Source organism: Bradyrhizobium oligotrophicum S58 (assembly GCF_000344805.1).
GTDB lineage: Bacteria > Pseudomonadota > Alphaproteobacteria > Rhizobiales > Xanthobacteraceae > Bradyrhizobium > Bradyrhizobium oligotrophicum.
In genome coordinates this window covers 7799740-7824687 of sequence record NC_020453.1, presented here as the reverse complement: position 1 = coordinate 7824687, position 24948 = coordinate 7799740, and the positions used below count along the sequence as shown (strand labels likewise).

The window sequence follows — 24948 nt, the reverse complement described above, 5'->3', positions numbered from 1 at the left end:
GTCGAGGAGAAGCAGGGATCGCTAGCTGGGAGCGGAAGGCCGTTTTCTACCCCTTTTACAGCCCCCAATTTGCCAAAACCGCCCCCACTACGCAATGTCGGAAAAATGATATTTTATAAGTGTTTCAATGAGCTTGAGCGTGATCAGGCGTGAGCGAAAAGTGGCGAGTGGGGTGGTTGTGCACCAGGATGATCGCGGTAGCCGACAGCTCCAGTGCGCGCTTGATCACCTCGCGTGGATACACCGGCGTGTGATCGACGGTGCCGGTCTGCTGCACTTCATCGGCGATCAGCTGGTTGCGCTTGTCGAGAAACAGCAACCTGAACTGCTCCTTGTCGGCGAACGCCATGCTGGTGCGGCAATAGGTGATGACGTCCTGCCATGACGCCAGCGCGTGCTTCTGCCGGACCTCGCCCTTGGCGATGCGCTGCGCGGCCGCCGCGATCAGCTTGAGCTGCGTGATCGAGGCATCGCCGATGCCGTCGATCTCGCGCAGCCGCGGCTCCGGTGCGTGGATCACCTCGGCGAACGAGCCAAAAGTCTTCAGCAGCGCCTTCGCCAGCGGCTTGACGTCCCGCCGCGGCAGCGCCGGAAACAGCACCATCTCCAGCAGCTCGTAGTCGTTGAGCGCATCCGGGCCGGCGCTGTGGAAGCGCTCGCGCAGGCGCTGCCGATGGCCGTGGTAATGCGGCGTCTCGGGCGGCGTGTCGTCGGGCGAAAGGGCTTTCTCAGGCATCGGCGTCAGCATGCCGCGATGCCGCGTTTTTGCAACCTCGAAGTGTTCGCGGTGAGCCTCGGAAGCTGCACGCCTGGTCACGATGGCCGATCGTGCTCACGCCGTGAGACCGCTGATGAATGATTCGATGCTGGCGAGGACCTGCCGCTGATCCCCGGCGAAGGCCCAATGATCGGCGCCGTCGAGCTCGACGAACCGCGCCTGCGGGATGCGGCTGGCGAGATGCCGGCCGGCACCGATGCGGACGGCGCGGTCATCGCGACGGTGGAGCACCAGCGTCGGTGCCGACACCCGGCCCAGCAGATGCCGGACATCCGCATCCCTGAGCGCCTCGAGCAGGCCCTTGATGGCGCCCGGGCTCGAAGCGGCGCGGAGCAGGCCGGCCCACCAGGCGCGCGCCTGGGGATCGCCTGCGAGGCTTGGCGCGAACGTCTCGATGCCGGCTGGTCCACCCCATCCGGCCACGAGCTGCTGCAGCCATAGGCCGTACTGCTCGGCCTGCAGCGCATGCGGATAATCGGCCGTTGCGCTGCCCTTGGCCAGCGAAGCAAACAGGATCAGCCCCGACACGCGATCGGGATGATCGGCCGCGAATCGGATGCAGGCCGGCCCGCCCTCGGAGGCGCCGAACAATACGGTACGGCGGCTGCCGGCGGCGTCGAGCACCGTCTCGATGTCCCGCGCCGTCGCATCGACGCCAGGGTTGAAACCGAGCCGATCGGAGAGCCCGATGCCGCGGCGATCGAACAGGATGAGGCGCCCCATCCCGGCGAGTGCGGACAGGAAGGCGCGGCAGTGCGGCTCCTCCCAGATGCGCTCGACGTGAGAGACGAAGCCGGGCAGCAGCAGGATGTCGACGGGGCCGCTGCCATAGGTCTGAAACGCGAGATGAACGCCGCCGCCGCCGACATAGCGCGTCTGCGGCGTGGTTTCGCTTGCCGTCGCTGCGCCCTGTCGCATGAGCGCCAGCGTGTCCGCCTCGGGCGCCACGCCGAGCTCGTCGCGAAGGCGCTTGGTGAGCGCCTCGAGCTCGCGCCCGGCGGCCGCGCGATCTCCGGCCAGCATCAGGCTGCGGATGAGGGCACGAGCATAGACTTCGCTGAGCGGATCGAGCGCGACGAGGCGTCGGGCATGGGCCGCGGCGGCGGCGTGATCGCCGCAGCCGCTTCTCGCCTGCACCACGCGCTCCAGCGCCTGGACCGCCCGGCCGCGCAAGGCTTCGCGCCGGAAGAAGGCCCATTCGTCGAATTGCGGGCAGTCGCCGGGCGTGAACCCGTCCAGGAAATCGCCCGGATAGAGCCGGCAGGCCTGCTCGAACTCGCCGCGATCGCCCGCCGCTTCGAACAGGGCGGAATCGACTTCCAGTGCAATTGCCGGCGACCAGCGGATCGTGGCGCGGTCGGTGGTGAGCACGCCGTCGCCGAGCGTGGCCTGGAGACGGTGCAGCAGGCGGCGCAGGCGCGCCCGCGCCACCTCTTCGGAGCTGTCCGGCCAGAACATCGTCGCGACGACGTCGCGCGCGACGGCGCCTCTGGCCTCGGCCAGATAGACCAGCAGCGCGAGACCCTTGCGCAGCGACAGCCGGCACGCCTGGTCGTCCCGGCGGATCTCCGGAAAGCCAAATGTCCGAATGCTGAACCGAGCCATCGTGATGCGACCTGCCATGACGGCGTCCGGGGGGGACGCTCAGGGGACGGTGGGATGATAGCGCTCGAATGCGATCGCGGCGCGCGTCCTCCGGATCATTTGATCCCTCGCGCCGACAACGCCGCCATCGGCACAAAACCGGGAAACAGTCATGTTCGCACGTCTTCTCATCATGTTCTACGCCGCCACGGGCTACGCCGCCTTTCTCGCGTCCTTCGTGTGGGCGCTCGGCTTCGTCGGCAATTACAACCAGCTCGCATCCAAGTCGATCGACAGTGGCGCAGCGGGGAACCTGGTCGACGCGGTCGTCGTCGACGTGCTGCTGCTCGCGCTGTTTGCGCTCCAGCACAGCGTCATGGCGCGTCCGGCGTTCAAGCGATGGTGGACGCGCATCATTCCGGCGGCAGCCGAGCGCAGCACCTATGTGCTGCTGTCGAGCCTGATCCTGCTGCTGCTGTTCTGGCAGTGGCGCTCGATCCCGATCCCGGTCTGGCGGGTCGACGGGATCGCTGCAAACGTGCTGACCGGAATCCACTGGCTCGGCTGGCTGATCGTGCTCTCCTCGACCTACATGATCGATCATTTCGATCTGTCCGGGCTGCGCCAGGCCTTCTTCGCCCTGCGCGGCAAGGCGGCGCCAGCGCAGCCGTTCAAGACGCCGCTGCTCTATCGCCTGGTGCGTCATCCGCTGATGCTCGGCTTCCTGCTCGCCTTCTGGGCGACACCGGAGATGACGGTCGGCCACCTGCTGTTTGCTGCGCTCAACACGGCCTATATCCTGGTCGGGCTGCAGTTCGAGGAACGTGACCTGATCGCCGCGTTCGGCGACAGCTATCAGCGCTACCGGCAGCGGGTTCCGATGCTGCTGCCGCGCCTGTTCGGCCGCCAAGCATGAACGCCGTCGCCCAGCCGTCACCCACGTGGGGCCGGCATTTTTGGTGCCGGCCTGCTCATCGGCGCGCCCACGCAGACGTGAGTTTGTATAGGAAGCGATCGTTTCCTATATCTGGGTCCTGACCAGATGCGCTCCTCGCGTTGTCTGGCCAACCCGCCTCTGCCATCTCGGAGTTTCCAGCAGCCTTGGGCGCGTGCGTCGCGCCGAGGCTGGCTGGAGGATGGCATGGCGGGACGAGTCCGACCCTGGGAGACATCTGCATTGACCACCGTGACGTCCGATTCCGCCGACTCGCTGTCGGCCTGGATCACTCTGCTATTGGCCTTTTCCTGCGGGTTGATCGTCGCCAACATCTATTACGCGCAGCCGCTGATTGGGCCGATCAGCGCCGACCTCGGCCTGCCGCCGCAACTGGCGGGCCTGCTCGTGACCATGAGCCAGATCGGCTACGGCGCGGGGCTGCTGCTGGTCGTGCCGCTCGGCGATCTCATCGAGAACCGCAAGCTCGTCATCACCACGATCGTCATCGGCGCCGCCGCGCTGGCTTGTGCCGCGCTCGCAACGCAGCCGTCGACCTTCCTGATCTCGGCGCTGCTGATCGGCTTCGGCTCGGTCGCGGTGCAGATCCTGATTCCCTATGCCGGGCACATGGCGCCGGAGGCGATCCGCGGCCGCGCCGTCGGCAACGTCACCACCGGCCTGATGCTCGGCATCATGCTGGCGCGCCCGGTGGCAAGCTTCGTCGCCGCGCACGCGTCCTGGCACGTCATCTATGCAGCCTCGGCGCTCGCCATGGTGATACTGGCCGTCGTGCTGCGCGTGGCGCTGCCGCCGCGTGAGCCCGAGGCGCGGCTGAGCTATGGCCAGCTGCTCGGCTCGATGGTCCAGCTCTATCGCGACACCCCGGCGCTGCGCCGACGCGCGCTCTACCAGGCCGCGCTGTTCAGCTGCTTCAGCGTGTTCTGGACGACGTCGCCGCTGCTGCTGGCGGGACCCGATTTCCACATGTCGCAGACGGGCATCGCGCTGTTCGCGCTTGCCGGCGTCGCCGGTGCGATCATGGCGCCGGTTGCCGGCCGCATTGCCGATCGCGGCTGGACCAGGCCGGCGACGATCGCTGCGATGCTGCTGTGCGCGATCGGATTCGCGCTGACGCTGCTGGCGCCGCTCGGGACCAACTGGTCATTGGCCATGCTCGTGGTCGCCGCCATCGCGATCGATTGCGGCGCGCAGCTCAGCCTCATCCTCGGCTACCGCGTGCTATTCGTGCTCGGCGCCGGACAGCGCAGCCGGCTCAACGGGCTCTTCATGACGACGTTCTTCGTTGCCGGCGCGGCCGGCTCGGGCATCGGTGCCTTCGCCTATGCCCATGGCGGCTGGACGCTGGCGGCGGCGCTCGGCACCGCGCTGCCGCTCGCGGCGCTGGCTTATTCGTTCACCGAGCAGAGCTGATCAGAACGGGCTGCGCTTCAATCCAGGCACCAGCGCCGCCAGGCGGTCCTTGATCCAGGGCGCCGGCGGCAGCTTTCCGGTCGGCATCTCCACCGGTGCGGCCGGCTTGCGGCTTATGGCCAGCGTGAGGGTCGCGAGGTAACGGTCGCGCTCTTCCTTGATCGCGCAATACGCGCGGTGATCCGGATCGGCGTCGGTGGCGACGCGGTCATTGGCATTGATGACGAGCCGCTGCTTCGGCCGTCCCGTGTAGTCCGGCACGTTGGTGTAGATAAATTCGTTCAGCGCCTCGGGAAAGAAGGTCTGTCCGGTCAGCACCGTCGCGTCGTCGACAAACACCCTGAAGTGGATGTGGGTCGCGCGGCCGGCGTACCAGCCGGGATAGATCGTCCTGAACCCGGCCCAGCCGGACGTATCGGCCATCTGGGTGCCGCGCAGAAACGTCTTGCCGGTCTGGTCCACCTTGTGATTGTCGCTCTGGCCCGGATAGCCCGAATAGATGCCGCGCGCGTCGCAATGCCAGATGTCGACCCGCGCGCCCGGGATCGGGGTGCAGGGGCCGGCCTCGATGACGCGAAGGCGCAGCTGAAGCGGCACGCCCGGCCGGTCCTCGGCGATATCGGCGCGCACCAGCCGGGGGTCGAGATAGTACGGACCGGATTCGGACTGCGGCGTGAGGATGCAGGCGTCGTCGGCGCCCGATGACCCCGTGGCATCCGATGCGGCGCGCGCCGCCGGTGCGAGCAGCGCGGCGCCCGCGGAGACGAACCCAAGAAAGCCGCGGCGTGTTGCCTTCGCCAAGAGTGCCTCCAAGCGCTGTTGATGCTGCAGTCAAATCACCGGGGCGTGGCAATAATCGGACCTTCGCCGATGGGGGAGCGGGAACCGATCTGCGGCAGACGGCGCCATTGCGGCCCGCCGGCGCCCGTGCAACCGTGAGATGTTTCAGCACGCGCTCATTGACGGGAGACGATCGAATGCGATTGGCATGCCTGATCCTCACTGCGCTGATGGTCCTCGACGGCGGCACATCATGGGTGGCCGCGCAGTCCGGTACGATCCCGCTCACCAGGCTCGACATATCCGGCACCTTCCTGAAGGAGCCTGACAAGACCGCAAAGGACCTCAGCGGCATCGCATGCCTGGCGCCGCAACAGGGCAGGCGCAACTGCCTCCTGATCAATGACGAGAGCAGGGCCGCGCAGCGCGCGGTCATCGAGAACGACCGGATCACCGCTGGCGCTATCGTCGAACTGATCGGCGAGCAGCCGAGCGCGAAGACACTCGGCACCGCGCCGGACGCGACCTGCAAGAAGAAGGATGATTTCGAGGACCTCGACGGCGAAGGCGTGGCGTATGCCGATCCCTATTTCTACATCGTCGGTTCGCATGGCTGCTCGCGCAAGAAGGACAAGTTCCGCCTGTCGTCCTTCATCCTGGCGCGCGTGAACGCCGATCCTGCGGCGTCAGGCCAAGCCGAGACCACCTACCGGGTGTCCGACCTCCTGCGCCGGGCTACGCCGGTCGATACGTATTTCGCGAAGGATCTCGAATCCGAGAACGGGCTGAACATCGAAGGCGTCGCCGCGCAGGGTGACAGGCTGTGGTTCGGCCTGCGCGCACCCGTGGTCGGCGACAACGCCTATCTCGTATCGGCTGTGGTCTCCGACCTGTTCGCAGCGGGGCACGAGCCGGGCAGCGCGAAGGCGGATGCCGTTCCCGTCAGGCTCGACGGACGTGGAATTCGCGATCTCGCGGCGCTGCCGGACGGCCGGCTGCTGGTGCTCGCCGGCGCGCCACATGGACCGGAGGTCCCGTTCAAGCTGTTCGCCGTCGAGCCCGCGAGCGGGGCGTCGGAAGAATTGGGCACGCTGGCGCCAGTCGCAGAAACCATCAAGGGCGAGACGGTGGTTGGAAAGGCGGAAGCACTTGCCGTGCTCGAGGCGAGCGCGGATCGCGTGACGTTCGTCGTGCTGTTCGATTCTCTGCCGAACGGCGCGCCGCATCGCGGGCAGGTGGATCTGCCGAAGCGCAACCGCAACTGAGCTCCGCGGTTGCTCGACGGGGACTCGCGGCCGCGAGTCGCGGCTCACACCTGCGTCAGCGGCTTCTCGCCATGGCGCTCAGACAGCGTGAAGATCTCGCAGCCGTCGGCTGTGACGCCGATCGAATGCTCGAACTGTGCCGACATCGAGCGGTCGCGCGTCACGGCGGTCCAGCCGTCGGACAGGATCTTCACATGCGGCTTGCCGAGATTGATCATCGGCTCGATCGTGAAGAACATGCCGGGCTTCAGCAGCACGCCCTCGCCGGGGCGGCCGACATGGATGATGTTCGGCTCGTCGTGGAACAGCCGGCCGAGGCCGTGGCCGCAGAAGTCGCGCACCACGCTCATGCCCTGCGGCTCGACGAAGCTCTGGATCGCGTGGCCGATGTCGCCGGTGGTGGCGCCGGGCTTCACCGCCGCGATGCCGCGCATCATCGATTCGTAGGTGACCTCGATCAGCCGCTCCGCCTTGCGCGAGATCGGGCCGATCGCATACATCCGGCTGGAATCGCCATACCAGCCGTCGACGATGAAGGTGACGTCGACATTGATGATGTCGCCTTCCTTCAGCGGCCGGTCGTTCGGCATGCCGTGGCAGACCACGTGGTTGATCGACGTGCAGGTCGAGTAGCGATAGCCGCGATACATCAGCGTCGCCGGATAGGCGCCATGGCTGAAGGCGAAGTCACGCACGAAATCGTCGATCCGCGAGGTCGGAACGCCCGGCTTGACGAGGTCGGTGAGCGCATCGAGACACTTCGACACCAGCGCGCCGGCCTTGCGCATGCCGGCAAAGCCGCTCGCGCCATGCAGCTTGATCTGGCCGTTCTTGCGCGCAGCGGTGTCAGTGGTTTCGGTATAGCTCATGGGCCTGTTTCGTTCTCGAAATGGTCGTGGGGTGATCGCCTAATTTAATGATCGTGCCGGCTGGTGCAAGCCGGGTTTGCGCGGCCGGTCAAGTCGTGCGTTCCATTGGCAAATCATCGAACGTTTTGCCGCGTGTCGAGACACATCTTGTAGGTGCATTTGCAAGTCCATGGTTCGTTCGTGAGGAGATGGCGCAGATGTTCTTGGCCCGCAGCATCATACCGGCTTTGTGCCATCAGCTGCGACGAAGCGCCCGACGGCACCGACCACGTTCTCGTCACGATTGCCGGTCAGATTTCGCCCAAAGGTTGTTCAATTCCCAGCATCATTTCAAGTGCAATCCGCCCGGTCCCTGCGCGCGCATGCGACGCAGGACCGCTGCCGCCGCTTTTGCAATTGGGAGTTTCCAATGTCGCGACGTGCGGTCGAAGTCGACATTCTGCCGGTTCCCTCCCTTGCGGCCGACATCGCCGAAGCGGCCACGGGCCAAACCCGCATTCTCATCGTCAGCGAAACCCGTTTCTTTCGTGAGGCTCTCGGCGCTCGGCTGGGACAGAACGACCGTTTCGAGGTGATCGACACCGTCGATCACCGTGGCGCGCTCCGCCTGGTCGCGCTCGGCCGTCCCGATCTGGTGCTGCTCGACGTCGGCGAATGGCACGGTCTCGATCGCGCAACCGCGCTGCTGCGCGAGCAGCCGGACCTGGAGATCCTCGCCATCGGCGTGCCCGAGATCGCAGCGGCGGCATTTTCCACCATCGGCCCCGGCATCGCCGGCTGTGTGCCGCGTGACGGATCGATCGACGATGTCATCGCCCAGGTCGACCGGCTGACGGCGGGACCCCGCAACGAACAGATCTCGATCGTGGCTGAACCCGGGGCACAGCTCGATCACCTGCAACCGACACCTGCGACGAAGTCGCGCTTCGGCGAGCTGACGCCGCGGGAATGCGAAATCCTGCAGATGATCGAGGTGGGATTGTCCAACAAGGAGATCGCGCGAAATCTCAGGATCGAGGTCGGCACGGTCAAGAACCACGTGCACAACATCCTCGAGAAGCTCAACGTGCGCCGGCGCAATCAGGCAGCGCATCGTCTGCGGGCTCATCACCAGCGCTGAGGACCGGCACTCCGCGATGCCGGCGGGCGCTGCGTTGTTGCACTTCAACCAGCTTCGAATCGACATCCGCCGGCGTTGACGCCGGCGGATCGTCTTGCTGTTGCCTTGTCTCGATCGTCAGACCAGTCCTGCGCTGCGCATCTGCAGGAAGCTCTGCAGCAGCGCCGGATGGATCATCTGGGCCGGCTGCAGATAGGCGTTGGCGAACGGCGAGCCTTGATACGGCACGCCGAAGCTCACAGTGCCGCCGAGCGGCGGTGCCGCCGATGCGGTCGCCATGTTTCCGCTCTGGGCGGCGGCACCGAGGCCGGCGACGCGCTGCAGGTCCGGGACGCCGACGCCTTCGCGCGTGGGATCGCCGAGATAGCGCACGCCTGCGCTGGCGAGCAGCGAGAACAGCTGCGCCACGCGCTGTTCGTTGCGAGCCTTCGCCGCATCACGGAACACCGGATGATGCGCGAGCAGCAGCGCGCCCATGCCGGTGATGTGCGGCGTCGCCATCGAGGTGCCGTCCCAGGCGGCATAGCCGCCGCCGGGCACGGTGGAGACGATCGCGACGCCCGGGCCGGCCACTGCGACCTGCGGTCCGAAACAGGTGAAGCGCGGCGAGAACATCGCGCCCGCGACCATGTTGGGCACGACCGTGCGGGCGTGATAGCTGTCGTCGGGAAATTCGCCGAGCTTGCCGATCGCCGACACCGTGAGCACCGACGGCTGGTTGCCCGGAAACTGCACCGGACCGCTGGCATTGCCGGCCGCCACGATGCAGGCCACGCCGTTCTGCCGCGCCTCGATCAGCTTGTGCGCGACCAGTTCGGACGCCTCGCTGCTGCCGAGGCTCATGTTGACGATGTCGACCTGCCGCGTGATGGCCTGGTCGAGCGCGTCGATCAGGTCGCTGAAGCGGCCGCCCGGGAACACTTTCAAGGCGTGCACCTCGGCCATCGGTGCGAAGCCGCGCACCGCCTTCAACTGGCCGGAGGTCGCGGCGGTGATGATGCCGGCGCAGTGCGTGCCGTGGGACATCGTGTCCCTGGTCCAGCTCGCCATGTCCTTGTTGTTGGTGAAGTCCATGCCGCGCGTGACATGGGTCAGCTGCGGATGGCCGCTGTCGCAGCCGGAGTCGATGATGGCGACCTTGACGCCCTGTCCGGTCAGCGATGGATCGATCTGATCCAGCTTCATCAGCTGCTGACCCCAGCCGACATAGGGCGACTCGGGGAAACCCTGGAAGGTCGCCGTGAACGGCTGCAGCTGCAGCGTGGTCATGCCATCGGACAGAGCGGGCCGCTCGAACATGCGGTCCCAGTAGTTTGCGACCGGCTTGACGTAGATCGCCTGGATCGTCTCCAGCGGTCCGCCGAACACGGTCACGGTGACCTCGCCCTTGTCGTCGGTCACGCCCTGGCCGGGGAAGCCGAGTCCATAGACATAGACCGTCGCCTTCGGCAGCGGCTGTCCGCCGGCTCCGACGACGCGCAGCTTCACGTCGATTCCGATGCCGGGCAGCATCGTCATGGCATTGTTGAACGCCATCGACAGGTCGTCGGCGTGTTGCAGCAGCGCGTCGTGCTCGACGATGACGTTAGGCGGCGCGCTCGCGCGCAGCGCAGCGCCGCGCGCCGGATCCATTTCTGCAACGACGATCTCCGGCATGCCGCCGCTGCCACCTCCGGCCGACAATGCGCCGAAGCCGCTCGGCTTGACCTGCTTGATGATCTGGACGTCCGGCATGTTGTTGAGGGTCGTCGCGATCGCGTCGACCGCCATCGGCTGGACGCCGGGCAGCGGGCGCGCTGCGACCAGGAAGCGCGAGCGTCTCGCCTTCACCGTGGGCTCCACCGTCGGCGCAGCCGCATCGGTTTTGCTCTGCGCGGCATTGCCGCGGCTGTTCGGGCCCTTGCCCTGGTTCGAACCTTGGCTCGAAGAATTATCGCTCGAATTGTCGGCCATCGCGTCTCTCTCCTTGGATCTCTGTCGCTTGTTGGATCGGCGCATGGCGTTGACGGATCAGAACGGGCTGAGCTTTGCGTTCCGTTCGATGATCAACGCTGCTCCGAAGCGTGATTTGAGTTGTTCGGCGTCTCGCGATGTCAGATTCACGACGAGGTGCGGCTGGTCTGGACTGCCGCCCCTGGCGACGATCGAGGCACCGGAAATGCCCTTCAACGCGTCTTCGAACGCGGTGAGGTGGGATGTGTCGGACGTGCTGCGTCCGGCGACGATGAACTGATCGCGGGATCCGTCCGTGGCGAAGCTGTCGGTCATGATGGTCGTCCTCACTGTCTGGATGTTGCCCCTGGGCCGACTATCGAGCCGCCCAGGGGAAACGTGCAATGTCCGAATGCAGCCTCACGCCGGCATGCCGGGGCTCAGTGATAGGTCACGCCCTGGTAGGGATAGGGATAGATCGAGGCGATCGGGACGTTGGCCCAGCCATTCTGCGCCAGTTGCGGACTGGCGTCGAAGGGCAGGATCGAGCCGAGGATGCCGCCCGCGGTGCTGCCGATCGTATGGCCGAGGTTGCGGTTGCCGAGCGCCTTGCCGACGAAGCCGCCGCCGAGACCGCCGAGCGTGCTGCCGAGGAAGCCGCCCAGGATGCCCTGCGGGGCAAACTCAGGCGCGGCTTCGAACGGCAGGACGTGCTGGCCAGGCTGGCTCATGATGCTGCCAAAGGTCGGGCTGAGACTCCGATTGCCGAAGCAGTTGGTCATGATGCCGCCGTACGGTGTGCCGGGCAGGTTGCTGAAGAAGCCCTGCGGAGCGAATTCCGGCGTGGCCTCGAACGGCAGGAAACGCTGGGCGAGCTGACCGGCGACGCCGCCGATGCTGTTGCCGAGGCCCTGATGGCCGAAGGCGCCACCGATGGCACTGCCGAGCGGAGCGCCGACCCGGCCGAGCAGGTTGCCGAAGAAGCCCTGCGGAGCGAATTCCGGCGCAGCTTCGAACGGCAGGAAGCGCTGGGCGAACTGGCCGGCGACGCCGCCGATCGTGTTGCCAAGGCCCTGGTTGCCGAACGCACCGCCGATGGCGCTGCCGATCGGAGCGCCGACCTGACCGAGCAGGTTGCCGAAGAAGCCTTGGGGGGCGAATTGCGGCGCGGCCTCGAACGGCAGGAAGCGCTGGGCGAGCTGGCCGGCGACGCCGCCGATCGTGTTGCCAAGGCCCTGGTTGCCGAACGCGCCGCCGATGGCGCCGCCAAGCGGTGCGCCGACCTGGCCGAGCAGGTTGCCGAAGAAGCCCTGCGGAGCGAACTGAGGCGCAGCTTCGAACGGCAGGAAGCGCTGACCGAGCTGGCCGGCGAGGCCGCCGATGCTCTGGCCGAGGCCCTGATTACCGAACGCATTGCCAATCATGCCGCCGAGCTGGCCACCGTACTGGCCGAGGAAGTTGCCGATCGCGCCCTGCGGCACGAATTGCGGCGCGGCTTCGAACGGCAGGAAGCGCTGACCGAGCTGGCCGGCGAGGCCGCCGATGCTCTGGCCGAGGCCCTGATTACCGAACGCATTGCCAATCATGCCGCCGAGCTGGCCACCGTACTGGCCGAGGAAATTGCCGATCGCGCCCTGCGGCACGAATTGCGGCGCGGCTTCGAACGGCAGGAAGCGCTGACCGAGCTGGCCGGCGAGGCCGCCGATGCTCTGGCCGAGGCCCTGATTACCGAACGCATTGCCAATCACGCCGCCAAGCTGGCCACCGTACTGGCCGAGGAAGTTGCCGATCGCGCCCTGCGGCGCAAATTGCGGTGCGGCCTCGAACGGCAGGAAGCGCTGGGCGAGCTGGCCGGCAACGCCGCCGATGCTGTTGCCGAGACCCTGATGGCCGAACGCGCCGCCGATGGCGCTACCGATCGGAGCGCCGACCTGGCCGAGCAGGTTGCCGAAGAAGCCCTGTGGGGCGAATTGCGGTGCGGCCTCGAACGGCAGGAAGCGCTGGGCGAGCTGGCCGGCGAGACCGCCGACGGTGTTGCCGAGACCTTGATTGCCGAATGCACCACCGATGACGCCACCGAGCGGCGCGCCGTACTGGCCGAGCAGATTGCCCACGAAACCTTGCGGTGCCAGCTGTTGAGCAGCCAGAAGACCATAAGGGGTCATTGTCTGTAGCGCACCGTTCACTTGCTGTCCGTCCATGTTCTTCCTCCTCGGTCGCGGATCTATCAATTGCTTTGCAATTGCTTGCGATCGCGATCCGTCGCGCGACAACGACGGGGATCGCTGAGCACGCCGACGATAGAAAGGGCAGGACAGGGGGTGAATGGATCATTCGGTACACGCGGGGGCACAGGGACCCTCACGTCGATACCGCGCAACAGGGAGAAGGCGTATGCACCTTCACTCTCGCGTGAACTATGAACTACTTCATACTTGGCGGTGCATGCGTCGATGCGACGCACGGCATTCAGATCAGGTCGGCACTTCGACCGTGGTCTCCACCGGCACGGCGCCGCCGCGAACGCGGATCTCGCGTACCGGATAGGGCACACGGATGCCCTCGCGCTTGAAGGCCTCCCACAGCGCCAGCATGACTTCGCTCTTGACGCTGTCCATGTAGCTGGGATCGGCGATCCAGCAGGTCAGCGAAAACTTCATTCCGGCCTCGGTGAACTCGGTCAGCAGGCAGTTCGGCGACTTCGATTTCAGCGTGCGCGGGATCTCGGCCGCCATCTCGGTGGCGAGCTTGCACACCAGCCGGGGATCGGCATCGTAGTTGGTGCCGAAATTGACCTTCACCAGCGTGTTCTTGTCGGTATAGGTCCAGTTGGTCACCTTCTGGGTGACGAGGTCCTCGTTCGGGATCAGGAACTCGCGGCCGTCGCCGGCGGCGACCGAGATGTAGCGCGTATTCATCGCGCTGATGCGCCCCGAGCTGTCGCCGATGGTGACGAGGTCGCCCGGCTTCACCGATTTGTCGGCGAGCAGGATGATGCCGGCGACGAAGTTGGCGACGATGCGCTGCAGGCCGAGACCGATACCGACACCGGCGGCGCCGGAGAAGATCGCGAGCGCCGAGAGGTTGATGCCGACCGCACTGATGGCGATCGCGATGCCGAGGATCATCAGGCCCATGCGGACCATCTTGATCAGCAGCACCTGGATCGACGGCGTCAAATCAGTCGAGCGCGTGATCCGGCTCTCGACGAAGTTGCTGGCGATGTTGGTCAGCCAGAGCACCCCGAGCAGCAGCACGCCGAGCTTGATCACCAGAAGCGGCGTCAGCCTGAGGCCGCCGAGCACGACCGAGACGGAATCGAGTGCGTCGACCACGTTGTCGAGCTGACCGATGATGCTGAGCGCCGCGACCAGCCAGGCCGAGATCGACACGATCTGCACGATGAAGGTGCTGCGGATCACCGAGGTGATCAGGCGGATGACGAGCCAGGCCAGCGCGAGCTTGAGCGCGACCGCGAGCAGATAGGAGCGGCTCGGCCAGGTCCACAGCACCATGCCGGTGCGCGCGATCCGCATCAGGATCACGAACACCACCGTGGTGACGCTCTCCAGCAGCACCCGCAGCAGCTGACGCAGCGGGCCCGGCCAGCCCATCGCCAACGAGGTCACGTCGATGCGCGCGCGCACCGTGGCGCTGGCGGCGAAGGCGAGGCCCGCGCCGCTCAGCACCAGTCCGAGCTGAAGGTAGAACCAGGGCGAGGTGACCTCGGCGCCGATCGAGCGCGCCACGGTCTGCAGGAAGTCGAGAATATCTTTTAAGTCGAGGTCCATCAGCAGGGTCTCGGAGAGGAACGGAGGCGCGGGCAGGTCCGACGCGTAGGATTTAGCTCGTTTTCGTGAAGCGCGATTGCCCCGAAATATACCCCGAACGCGGGCGAGGATGGAAAAATGGGCATATCGCCGCGATATGAGCAAATCCGGTTGGCGTGCAAGTGTGGCGACGATAAGGATGTAAAAGTCGGATTCATCAACGTTTTTTCATGACATCACTCGACGCCGTCAGCATTGCCATCCTCCTTGGCGCGGTCCTGGTCATGGCCGGCATCCTGTCGAGCCTGCTGGCCCTGCGCTTCGGCGCGCCGCTGCTGCTGGTGTTCCTCGTCATCGGCATGCTCGCAGGTGATTCCGGCCCCGGTCATATCGAATTCCAGGACGTCCGTACCACCTATCTGGTCGGCTCGGTCGCGCTGGCGCTGATCCTGTTCGACGGCGGCCTGCGCACGCGCTTCCAGAGCATCCGCACCGTGCTGGCGCCCTCGATGGTGCTCGCCACCGTGGGCGTGCTGATGACCGCGTTCATCACCGCGCCGGTCGCGAAATATGCCCTCGACCTCGGCTGGACCGAGGCCATGCTGGTCGGCGCCGTCATCGCTTCGACCGATGCCGCCGCCGTGTTCCTGCTGGTGCATGCCCAGGGCCTGCGGCTGCGCCCGCGCGTCGGCGCCACGCTGGAGGCGGAGTCCGGCAGCAACGATCCGTTCGCGGTGTTCCTGACCCTGATGCTGGTCGAACTGATCTCGGCCGGCCACGGCTCGTTCACGCATTTCGTGATCGAATTGGTTCGCGAGGCCGTGCTCGGCACGCTGTTCGGCATCGTCGGCGGTCGCCTGGTGGTGATCGGCCTCAACAAGGTGGCGTTGCCGCAGGGACTGCACGCGCCGTTCGTGGCGACGGCCGCGCTCGTCATCTTCGGCATGGCGCAGATCGCCCACGGCTCCGGGTTCCTCGCGGTCTATCTCGCCGGCATCATCATCGGCAACCGGCCGACGCGCGCGCATAATTCTGTCGTCGCCTTTCTCGATGCCGCGACCTGGCTGGCGCAGATCGTGATGTTCGTGCTGCTCGGCCTCTTGGTGTCGCCGCACCGGCTGCTCGACAGCCTCGTGCCCGCGATTGCCGTGGCGCTGGTGCTGATGCTGATCGCGCGGCCGGCCGCGGTGTTTCTCTGTCTCTATCCGTTCCGCTTCAACTGGCGGGAGAAGGCCTTCATCGCCTGGACCGGCCTGCGCGGCGCGGTCGCAATCTTCCTGGCGTCGATCCCGATGCTGGTCGGCCTGTCTAAGGCCTATCTGTATTTCGACGTCGCCTTCGTCGTCGTCATCATCTCGCTGCTGGCGCAAGGCTGGACGCTCGGTGTCGCCGCGCGCAAGCTGCACGTCGCGCTGCCGCGCACCGATCGCGGCCCGCGCCGCATCGAGCTCGATCTGCCGGGCCAGCTCGAGCAGCAACTGGTCGGCTACGCGATCCGCTCCAAGAGCCTGTATTTCCGCCGCGGCCTGATTCCGTCCTGGTCCAAGCCGACGCTGGTGATCCGCAACCAGCAGATCCTGTCGCCGGCCGAGGCCGAGCCGATCGCACCGGGCGATTATCTCTATCTGTTGGCGCCGCCGGAGAAGGCCGAGTCGCTCGACCGCTTCTTCGTCGACATGCCGCCATCGGCGGCGCCCGACCCGCATCTGCTCGGCGACTTCATGGTTTCGGCCGAGCATACGCTCGACGAGGTCGCCGGCATCTATGGCGTCAAGCTCGGCGAGGGCGAGGAGCGGCTGACGCTGGCCGACTATTTCGACATCCACCTCGACAACGCCCCGAAGGAAGGCGCCACCGTCGCGCTCGACACCATCGTGCTGGTCGCGCGCTCGATCTCCGGCGGCCGCGTCAACGTCGTCGGCCTGCGCCTGCCGGAAGACGAGGAGGACGTGCCGGTGCTGACCCGCAAGCAGCAGGTCAAGCGCAAGCTCGCCGATGTCTGGTCGTCGGTGGTCGGGGTGTGAGCGTCGTTCGCTCGGTTTTCCGAGAAGTCCGCAGCCTTCCGCGGTCGCGATTTCGCAGCGCGCAGCCTGGAGGTCAGCCCCGCTCTCACCCTCCCCTGGAGGGGGAGGGTCGGCTCAGATGCGCGAAGCGCATGTGAGCCGGGGTGGGGTGATCTCTCCACTTGCACCGGTTCCCGCGGCTTCACCCCACCCCGCTCGCTCGCTTCGCGCGCGACCCTCCCCCTCCAGGGGAGGGTGAGACCCTGGGTTAGATCGAGATCGCGGCGCGCCGGCAAGATGATCGGGACACTTACACAGGGCTGCGTCCCCGGTCACTCCGCCGGCAGGATCGCGAGCGAGATCGTATTCTCCGGTGCGCCGCTGACCTGCAGCACGAAAGGCTGCGATCCCAGCTCGTACTTCACGGTCTTGCGGATGCCGTCGCAATCGGTGGCGCCGCTGAAGCCGACCGGCTTGAGAACCTTGCCGTCCTGCACCACGTCGATCCAGGCCGCGGCCGACAGGCTGATGGTGTAGACGCCGGCCTTCGGCGCTGCGGTGATCCGCGTGATGCCGGCAAAGGTGCCGTCCTTCGGCGCGCGTTCCGGCGCCGTCGGCAGCTTGGCCTCGGCGGCCGGGCGCAGCTCCAGCACGATGCCGGTCGCAGGAATGGCGGCGATCTCGGCGCCCGAGGTGAGCCTCTCGCGGTCGGCCGCGGTCAGCGCGGCGCGCTCGCGCGCGATGTCCCATTTGAACTTGTCGCAGCCGCTCGGCTCGGCGGCGAGGGCGGCCGTGCTCGTCAGCATGAGGAGGAGGGCAATCGCGGCGGGACGAATCAGGATCATGACGGACTCGCTACGGTTACGCCGCGCAGCGGCGCGCGGCATTTCGATACCGCGATAACAGGAGGTGGAGGGACCGTCATCCCCTTCGATCGTCGCGATTACGGCGCGAGCCCTGTCATCCTAGAGCGGCCGCTTGGGCACCGCGACTCCCAATTGCGTCAGCATCGGCAGCATCAATTCTTGGCGTCCGGCGCATGCAGCACGGCGCGGCAGGCCGGCGGCAGCTGCGCCATCGTGATCGGCTGCGGCGGCTTGGGCGGCTCCTTCGGCGGCGGCGGATGCAGCACTGCGTCCGAGAACCAATAGTCGAGGTCGCCGCAGCCGTCGCCGCCCTCCTGGGCGGTCTGGCCGTGGCAGTCGGGGTTTCCGGGTGGGCACACCATGCGGATGTGGAAATGATAGTCGTGACCCCACCACGGCCGCACCTTGGTGAGCCAGCTGCGGTCTCCCCTGGCGTCGCGGCACAGCGCCTTCTTGATCGCGGCGTTGACGAAGATGCGCTGCACCGACGGCTCCAGCGCGGCAGCGCGGATCACCGCGAGGTGGCCCTTCGTGAACACGCGCGGATCGACGTCGAGCCGGTCTTCGCGCACCATCATGACCGCCGATGTCTCCTCGCGCTCGTTGCGCGACAGCCGGTGCTGGGGCATCGGCGTCAGCCAGATGTCGGCGTCGAGCCCGATCTGGTGGCTGGCGTGGCCGCTCAGCGCCGGACCGCCGCGCGGCTGTCCGATGTCGCCGACCAGGATGCCGGGCCAGCCGGCGTCCTTGTGCGCCCGGGCAGCGAGCCGCTTCAGCAGCGCGATCAAATTGGGATGGCCGAAATTGCGGTTGCGCGACAGCCGCATCACCTGCCAGTCGTCGCCATTGATCGGCATGCGCTCGGCGCCGGCGATGCAGCCGCGATTATAGGTCCCGATCACTTTGGTCGGCTGGGCCGAGGGCAGGAGCCGACGGGCGAACAGCTCCTTGGCGGGGGTATCTGGATCGTCCGGATGCGCCAGTGGCGGCAGGGCCTTGGGCTCGACGCTGCCCTTGTCCTGGGCACGGGCCGGAGGCGCCGCGGCCACGAGAGCCGAACTGAGGATGGCGACCAGAATCAGGCGGACATGCATGACGCCAGTGTAGCGGTTGCCGGCCGGCCGGGATGCCAATTCTGCGTCAACGGCGCGCTATCGTGGCCATTTTAAATGGGCTTTAACCCTGCTGCCGGATTGGCGGAACCGACTGAACATGGCTCAATTGCCTGAATGTGTTCGGTAAATGAACACCATGTCCTGGGCCGTTGCACGTTATGCGGGTCTTTTCTGACCCGCAGCAACCGACGTCACTTATCGCTGGTTGTACCGCAGCCCTCGGTTGATCCACTGCGCATGTCTCAACTCGCCAAATACGAGAGTGTATTTGCGTTTTCGCGTAACCAGCGGATGAAGTGTCCTGCATCAAGATACCATTTTTTCAGAAACGTGGCCGAAAACTGCTCTCCGAGAAGGAGAGTGCACGCGATGCGGCCCGTTCGGCCAACCAAGGCAAAAAAGCGCAATCGCGTGCCAAGCGCTCGCGATGCAATCCACCCGGTCAAGCCACGCCTAAGACTGCGCCGGCACAACCTGCGTCAGCGCGGCCCGATCGACGAGGACGCGGGCCAGTGCGCCGAGGTGGCGATGGCGGAGGCGAAGAAGGCGCATGATCGGCTGATCGAGGCGATCGACATTCTTCCCGAGGGGATCGTGTTCCTCGACGCCGACGGCCGCTACATCCTCTGGAACAAGAAATACGCCGAGATCTACAATCGCAGCTCGGACCTGTTCGCATCCGGTGCCCGGCTGCAGGATACGATCCGGATCGGCGTCGCCCGCGGCGACTATCCGGAAGCGGCGGGCCGCGAAGAGGAGTGGATCGCCGAACGGCTCGAAAGGCTGTTCCATCCGAGCGGCCGCCACGAGCAGAGGCTGTCGGACGGCCGCACCATCCTGATCGAGGAGCGCCTGACCGGCGACGGCGGCATCGTCGGCCTGCGCGTCGACATCACCGAGCTGAAGCAGCGCGAAGAGTCGTTCCGGCTGCTGTTCGATGGCAATCCGGTGCCGATGATCGTCTGCGCGACGGATGATGAGCGCGTGCTCGGCGTCAACGATGCGGCCGCCCAGCATTACGGCTACAGCCGCGCCGCCTTCGAGCAGCTCAGCATCCGCAATCTCCAGGCCTATGAGAGCGAGCCGCCCTGGGCCGGCGAGCAGTCCAGCGAGGAGCAGGCGGCGCGCACCTGGAAGCATGTCCGCGCCGACGGCACCCTGATCGACCTTGCGATCTATTCGCGCCATCTCGTCCACAACGATCGGCCGGCGGTGCTGCTGGCGCTGATGGACATCACCGAGCGCAAGCGCGCCGAGGCGCGGCTGGCGTTCCTGGCCCAGCACGATGCGTTGACGGGCCTGCCGAGCCGCAACCTGCTGCGCCAGAAGATCGACGACAAGCTCGCCCAGATGCGGCGCGGCTCCGAGAAGGTGGCCGTGCTGGTGCTCGGCCTCGACAATTTCAAGTCGATCAACGACACGCTGGGTCACGCCGTCGGCGACCGGCTGTTGCGCGGCGTCGGCAAGCGGCTGCGCTCGATCCTGCGCCAGGAGGACATCGTCGCGCGGTTGAACTCGGACGAGTTCGCGGTCGTGCAGGGTGGGCTGGCGCGGCCGGATGATGCGGTCCAGCTGTGCCGCCGGCTGCTGCAGGCGATCGCGGATCCCTATCTGATCGATGGCAGCTCCGTGACGATCGGTGCAACGATCGGCATCGCGATGGCGCCGAACGATGGTGACGACGCCGAGAAGCTCCTCAAGAACGCCGACATGGCGCTGTCGCGGGCGAAGAACGAGACCCGCGGCACCTTCAGCTATTTCGAGTCCGGCATGGATGCGCGTGCGCAGAGCCGGCGCAAGACCGAGATCGAGCTGCGCGACGCCATCCAGCGCGACGTCCTGCGGCCGCACTATCAGCCGTTGATCGACCTTTCGACCGGCCACATCACCGGCTTCGAGGCATTGGTGCGCTGGCCGCATCCGGAGCGCGGCATGATCCCGCCGTCCGAGTTCATTCCGATTGCCGAGGAGACCGGCCTGATCTCGGCGCTCGGCCGCTCGATGCTGCGGCAGGCCTGCAGCGATGCGGCGAAATGGCCGGACGAGGTCCGCGTCGCCGTGAACATGTCGCCGCTGCAGTTCCGTGTCGGCAACGTGCTGTCGCTGGTGATGGATGCGCTGAAGCAGTCCGGCCTGTCGCCGAGCCGGCTCGAGCTCGAGATCACCGAGACGCTGGTGCTGGAGAAGAGCGGCCAGGTGCTCGCGACCCTGCATGCGCTGCGCGCGCTCGGCGTCCGCATCTCGATGGATGATTTCGGCACCGGCTATTCCAGCCTGAGCTATCTGCGCAGCTTTCCGTTCGACAAGATCAAGATCGATCAGTCGTTCATCCGCGATCTTGCCGCCAACCGCGAGGCCCAGGCGATCGTCCGTTCGATCGTCAGCCTCGGCAAGGGTCTCGGCGTCATCATCACCGCCGAGGGCGTCGAGACCGAGGCGGAGCTGCGCTGCCTGCGCGCCGAAGGCTGCCACGAGGGGCAAGGCTACCTGTTCAGCCGCCCCCGGCCCAATGTGGACATCGTCGGACTGCTGCAGGCGCAAAAGGATGCTGCGGAAGGGCCGTCTGCGGGCAAGGCCATGGTGGCCTGAGCGACGCTCTATCAAGCAGGCAATCGCATGTGGAAATCTGGGCTTGTGGCCAGATATCTCTCCTCAGTCATGGCCGACAAGCTCGGGCATGACGCGTAACTCGTTGGCGTGTTCGCTCGTCGCCACCACCTGTCCAGGGTCATATATGAACGTTTTGTCCTAGGATGCCCCGGTCCTGAACCGCGAACGGTAGGCGGCCGGCGACGTTCCGACGCTGCGCCGGAAGGCGACGCGGAAGGTTTCGAGCGACTGGTAGCCGCATTGCGCCGACACGTCGGCGAGCGACAGCGTCGCGTTCTCCAGCAGTTCGCGCGCACGCGCCATGCGCTCCTGCTGCAGCCAGGCCGCGGGGCTCGATCCCGTGCCGTCGCTGAAGCGCCGCAGGAAGGTGCGCTCGCTCATCCGGGCCCGCTTGGCCATCGCGCTGATCGCGATGGGATGCGACAGCCGCGCGCGAGCCCAGTCCATGACCTCACCGATCGTTCGTCCCGGCCGCGCCTGGACCGGCGCAACGACATATTGCGCCTGTCCACCGTCGCGATGCGGCGGCATCACCAGCCGGCGCGCAACGGCGTTCGCGACCCTGCTGCCGAAGTCGCGCCGGACGAGATGCAGGCAGGCGTCGATGCCTGCCGCGCTGCCCGCGGAGGTGATGACATTGCCCTCGTCGACATAGAGCGTGTCCTCCTCGACGGAAATGTCCGGATAGAGCCGCTTCAGGTCGGGAATGTGCCGCCAATGCGTGGTGGCGCGCTTGCCGTCGAGCAGGCCGGCCGCGGCCAGAACGAACACGCCCGAACAGATCGACACGCATCGCGCTCCGCGCGCCGCGGCCTGCGAGATGGCGCGCAGCAGCCGCTCCGGCGGGCGCTCGTTGCGATCGCGCCATCCCGGCACGATGATCGTGCTGGCGGCCTTCAGGCGTGCGAGCGAAGCACCGGCTTCGATCACGACGCCGCCGATCGCGCGTGATCGCCGTCCCTCCGCCGCGACGACCGTGAACTGATACCAGGAAAAATCGAACTCCGGCCGCGGCAGTCCGAACACTTCGACGGCAATGCCGAATTCGAACGTGCACAGCCCGTCATAGGCGATGACGGCGACGAGGCCCGGATCCCGGGGACGGGTGTTGGCGGCGGCTGGCGGCATTGGCGGAAACTTACCGGACTTTGTCGGATCCGTCACTTGGGGCGGCGGCCACTTCGAGTGAAGTTGGGCCGTTCACGCCAGCCGGATGGAGGTCCAATGACCACGCATGTCACCGAAGTGCCCGCCCCTCCCTCAGCGCTGGCGCTCCAGCATTTCGAGGCGATGCTCGGATTCGAGACCGATTGCTGGGACGTTCACGAAAGCCTGGGTGCCGCCGATCCGGATTTCATCCTGGTGGATGTCCGCGGCCCGGCCTCGTTTGCGAAGGGGCACATCGCCGGCGCCATCAACATTCCGCACCGGACCATGACTGCGGAGCGGATGGCCGAGTATCCCAAGGACAAGCTCTTCGTGGTCTACTGCGCCGGTCCGCACTGCAACGGCGCCAACCGGGCCGCCATCCGCCTCGCGCGGCTCGGGCTTCCGGTCAAGATGATGATCGGTGGCATCACCGGCTGGCTCGACGAGGGATTTGCGCTCACCGCCGGCGATTGAAGTGGGAGCCCGGCTCTTGCCTCATCTCCACCGTCGTCCCCGCGAATGCGGGGACCCATAATCCGCGGCGCCAGCCGTGAGGCATTGCTGTCGCTCCAGCTCGCTCTCACCTCTCGCTTCGGTGGTTATGGGTCCCCTCGTTCGCCGGGACGACACCGATTTTGGAGCTCGCAGCGTTGGAATGCTGCGAGCAAAGAGTGCGGGATGGTGAAAGTCGCGCGCTACGCCGCCTTGCGCAGGCCGGCGAGGAACGTGTCGACGCTCCTGAACAGGTGGTTGGCGTGCTTGCCGAGGTCGCGCGTGGCGACCATGACGTGGTCGGCGAGCTGGCGCGACTGCTCGGCGGCGTCGCTGGCGCCGACGACGTTCTGCGACACCTCATTGGTGCCGGAGGCCGCCTGCTGGACGCTGCGCGCGATCTCGCGCGTCGCCGAGCCCTGCTGCTCGACGGCGGCGGCGATGGTCGCGGCAATGCCGCTGATCTCCTGGATCGTGGTGCTGATGCCGCCGATGGCGGTGACGCAGTCGGACGTCGCGGCCTGGATCGAGCTGACCTGGCCGGCGATCTCCTCCGTCGCCTTCGCGGTCTGGCCGGCCAGCTCCTTGACCTCGGCGGCGACGACGGCGAAGCCGCGACCAGCCTCGCCGGCGCGGGCCGCTTCGATCGTGGCGTTGAGCGCGAGCAGGTTGGTCTGGCTCGCGATTGCGTCGATCAGGCGCAGCACGTCGCCGATCTTCTCGGCGGCGGCGGCGAGGCTGCTGACCATCTCCGTCGTCTGCCGGGCCTTGATGACGGCGCCATCGGCCACCTTGCTCGAATGCGCGACTTGACGGCCGATCTCCGTCACCGAGGAGGCGAGCTCTTCCGACGCGGCCGCGACCGTCGAGACGCCGCTCGAAGCTTCCTCGGATGCCGCCGCTGCCGCAGCGGCGCGCTGCGAGGTGCCGTTCACGCTCGTCGTGATCTGGTGGACGACGCGCTCCATGTCCTCGGTGGCCTTGGCGACTGAAGAGACCACGCCCTTGACGTCGGCCTCGAAGCGGTCGGCCATCTGCCGCTGCAGGGTCTGCTTGTCATGCTCGGCCTGCTGCTGCGAGGCCTCCTGCGCCTCGCGAAGCGAGCTCGTCTCGATCATGGTACGGCGGAAAACGTCGACCGCCTGCGCCATGGTGCCGAGCTCGTCCTTGCGCTGGCCGCCGGGGATCGTGACCTCGGTGTCGCCGCTCGACAGCCGGTGCATCACGGCGGTGATCGCGATTAGCGGACGCGAGATGCCGCGGGCGACGAACAGCGCGACGATGACGGCGAGCAGCAGGATCACGACCGTGCCGATGATCAGCTGCTGCTGCGCGCCGGCGGCGGCGGCCTCATAGGCGGTGGTGTCCTTGATCACCTCGAGCACGGCGACCGGATCGCCGGCATAGTTCCTGATCTGGCCGACATAGACCGCGGCGGGCCGGCCGGACAGCGTGGCGTCACGCTGCAGCGGCGCGCCCTTGAACACTGCGAGCACCTCGTCGGGCGTGGCGACGACATCGTCGCCGAAGGTCGACGACAGCCGCTTCGGCTGCCCGTCGTTGATCCAGTAGACGGCGAGATCGATGCCGAAGCGCTGCTTGGCACGCTCGACGAATTCCTTGCCGAAGGCGGCGCCGACATCGACGGTCGCGATCACCTTGCCGTCGCGCACGATCGGCGTCATGCCGAAGATGCCGAGCGACAGCCGGCTCTGCTCGACTCCGGCGATCAGGCGGCCGGTCTGGTTGGCCTGCACCACGGTGATGCGCCGCTTGGAGGTGTCGTCGCCGAACACTTTCGGCTCGTGCACGCGATAGAAATTGGTGGCCGGCGGCGCCCACACGTTGACCAGCGGAATCCCTTGCGCCTTCAGCAGCGGCATGGCGCCGCCGAGCAGCGCGCCGAGCGCATCGCGGTCGCCCTTGAGATAGGCGTCGGCGATCGGCGGCAGCGCCGCCAATGTCGAGCTCACCGCCAGCGCCGCGCGGCCCTCGTAATCGATGCCGGCCGAGACGCTGTCGAACTGCAGCTTGAGCTGCTGCTCCAGCGCCAGCCGGGTCAAGGCGCGCTGCTGGATCACGGAAAAGGTGCCGAGCACGGCACAGGCGATGGCAACGGTGAGCGAGAGCGCGATGATGAGGCGGGCGGAGATCGACCGGAGGCGGGACATTGGGGGGCATTCCTTGCTACGCAGCAAAGGTCCCAAAATACCATTAAGGAACATATACCGTGGTTTCACGGGACCT

The 24948-nt window shown here is 66.7% G+C and carries 19 protein-coding genes; 7 read left to right on the top strand and 12 right to left on the bottom strand.

Annotated elements, in window-relative coordinates; all coding sequences use genetic code 11:
• Nucleotides 1-124 precede the first annotated feature (124 nt).
• Together S58_RS33870 and S58_RS33865 are read right to left on the bottom strand one after the other, a co-directional pair.
• Nucleotides 125-736 carry a JAB domain-containing protein gene (locus S58_RS33870; RefSeq protein WP_042341079.1) on the bottom strand — a complete coding sequence of 204 codons (612 nt, stop codon included), beginning with the start codon at nt 734-736 and terminating at the stop codon, nt 125-127.
• A 96-nt stretch (nt 737-832) separates the two neighbouring features.
• Nucleotides 833-2383, bottom strand: coding sequence for an alpha/beta hydrolase (locus S58_RS33865; protein ID WP_015669946.1), 1551 nt, complete (start codon nt 2381-2383; stop codon nt 833-835).
• A 151-nt stretch (nt 2384-2534) separates the two neighbouring features.
• Here S58_RS33865 and mddA point away from each other — a divergent pair, with 151 nt between their 5' ends.
• Together mddA and S58_RS33855 are read left to right on the top strand one after the other, a co-directional pair.
• Nucleotides 2535-3278, top strand: coding sequence for a methanethiol S-methyltransferase (gene mddA / locus S58_RS33860; protein WP_015669945.1), 744 nt, complete (start codon nt 2535-2537; stop codon nt 3276-3278).
• A gap of 225 nt (nt 3279-3503) precedes the next feature.
• Nucleotides 3504-4730, top strand: coding sequence for an MFS transporter (locus S58_RS33855; RefSeq protein WP_015669944.1), 1227 nt, complete (start codon nt 3504-3506; stop codon nt 4728-4730).
• On the opposite strand, the gene S58_RS33850 is transcribed toward S58_RS33855, so the two are convergent.
• A complete protein-coding gene (locus tag S58_RS33850) occupies nt 4731-5531 on the bottom strand; it encodes an intradiol ring-cleavage dioxygenase (protein ID WP_015669943.1) in 801 nt (266 codons plus the stop codon).
• Nucleotides 5532-5707: 176 nt separating this feature from the next.
• On the opposite strand from S58_RS33850, the gene S58_RS33845 reads away from it, so the two are divergent.
• Nucleotides 5708-6775, top strand: a complete 1068-nt coding sequence (locus tag S58_RS33845; protein ID WP_015669942.1) for a DUF3616 domain-containing protein — start codon at nt 5708-5710, stop codon at nt 6773-6775.
• Nucleotides 6776-6819: 44 nt separating this feature from the next.
• Here S58_RS33845 and map read toward each other — a convergent pair whose 3' ends face one another.
• Nucleotides 6820-7644 (bottom strand): type I methionyl aminopeptidase, encoded by an 825-nt coding sequence (gene map / locus S58_RS33840; RefSeq protein WP_015669941.1) that lies wholly within the window; start codon nt 7642-7644, stop codon nt 6820-6822.
• A 409-nt stretch (nt 7645-8053) separates the two neighbouring features.
• Here map and S58_RS33835 point away from each other — a divergent pair, with 409 nt between their 5' ends.
• On the top strand, nt 8054-8764 hold the full coding sequence (locus tag S58_RS33835) for a response regulator transcription factor (protein ID WP_015669940.1): 711 nt from the start codon (nt 8054-8056) through the stop codon (nt 8762-8764).
• A 117-nt stretch (nt 8765-8881) separates the two neighbouring features.
• Here S58_RS33835 and S58_RS33830 read toward each other — a convergent pair whose 3' ends face one another.
• The 4 genes from S58_RS33830 to S58_RS33810 form a co-directional block, all read right to left on the bottom strand.
• Nucleotides 8882-10717, bottom strand: coding sequence for a S8 family serine peptidase (locus S58_RS33830; protein WP_015669939.1), 1836 nt, complete (start codon nt 10715-10717; stop codon nt 8882-8884).
• 57 nt (nt 10718-10774) lie between these two features.
• Nucleotides 10775-11032: a hypothetical protein gene (locus tag S58_RS33825; RefSeq protein WP_015669938.1), complete on the bottom strand. Its 258-nt coding sequence runs from the start codon at nt 11030-11032 to the stop codon at nt 10775-10777.
• A 104-nt stretch (nt 11033-11136) separates the two neighbouring features.
• The gene (locus S58_RS39255) at nt 11137-12897 is read right to left on the bottom strand and encodes a hypothetical protein (protein ID WP_015669937.1); all 1761 of its coding nucleotides are present in this window, start codon (nt 12895-12897) and stop codon (nt 11137-11139) included.
• Nucleotides 12898-13170: 273 nt separating this feature from the next.
• The gene (locus S58_RS33810) at nt 13171-14487 is read right to left on the bottom strand and encodes a mechanosensitive ion channel family protein (protein WP_015669936.1); all 1317 of its coding nucleotides are present in this window, start codon (nt 14485-14487) and stop codon (nt 13171-13173) included.
• A 209-nt stretch (nt 14488-14696) separates the two neighbouring features.
• Here S58_RS33810 and S58_RS33805 point away from each other — a divergent pair, with 209 nt between their 5' ends.
• Nucleotides 14697-16490 (top strand): potassium/proton antiporter, encoded by a 1794-nt coding sequence (locus tag S58_RS33805; protein ID WP_015669935.1) that lies wholly within the window; start codon nt 14697-14699, stop codon nt 16488-16490.
• A 311-nt stretch (nt 16491-16801) separates the two neighbouring features.
• Here S58_RS33805 and S58_RS33800 read toward each other — a convergent pair whose 3' ends face one another.
• Nucleotides 16802-17314, bottom strand: coding sequence for a hypothetical protein (locus S58_RS33800; RefSeq protein WP_015669934.1), 513 nt, complete (start codon nt 17312-17314; stop codon nt 16802-16804).
• A gap of 173 nt (nt 17315-17487) precedes the next feature.
• Nucleotides 17488-18429: a penicillin-insensitive murein endopeptidase gene (gene mepA / locus S58_RS33795; protein ID WP_042340403.1), complete on the bottom strand. Its 942-nt coding sequence runs from the start codon at nt 18427-18429 to the stop codon at nt 17488-17490.
• 390 nt (nt 18430-18819) lie between these two features.
• Between mepA and S58_RS33790 the strand changes: the two genes are divergently transcribed.
• Entirely contained in the window at nt 18820-21039 is a 2220-nt protein-coding gene (locus S58_RS33790) for a putative bifunctional diguanylate cyclase/phosphodiesterase (protein ID WP_015669932.1), read from the top strand.
• Between the two features lie 159 nt (nt 21040-21198).
• Here S58_RS33790 and ftrA read toward each other — a convergent pair whose 3' ends face one another.
• Complete coding sequence (ftrA, locus tag S58_RS33785; protein WP_015669931.1) at nt 21199-22188, bottom strand: transcriptional regulator FtrA; 990 nt, start codon at nt 22186-22188, stop codon at nt 21199-21201.
• Nucleotides 22189-22284: 96 nt separating this feature from the next.
• Between ftrA and S58_RS33780 the strand changes: the two genes are divergently transcribed.
• Nucleotides 22285-22683 (top strand): rhodanese-like domain-containing protein, encoded by a 399-nt coding sequence (locus S58_RS33780; RefSeq protein WP_015669930.1) that lies wholly within the window; start codon nt 22285-22287, stop codon nt 22681-22683.
• 221 nt (nt 22684-22904) lie between these two features.
• On the opposite strand, the gene S58_RS33775 is transcribed toward S58_RS33780, so the two are convergent.
• On the bottom strand, nt 22905-24872 hold the full coding sequence (locus S58_RS33775) for a methyl-accepting chemotaxis protein (protein ID WP_015669929.1): 1968 nt from the start codon (nt 24870-24872) through the stop codon (nt 22905-22907).
• Nucleotides 24873-24948 lie beyond the last annotated feature (76 nt).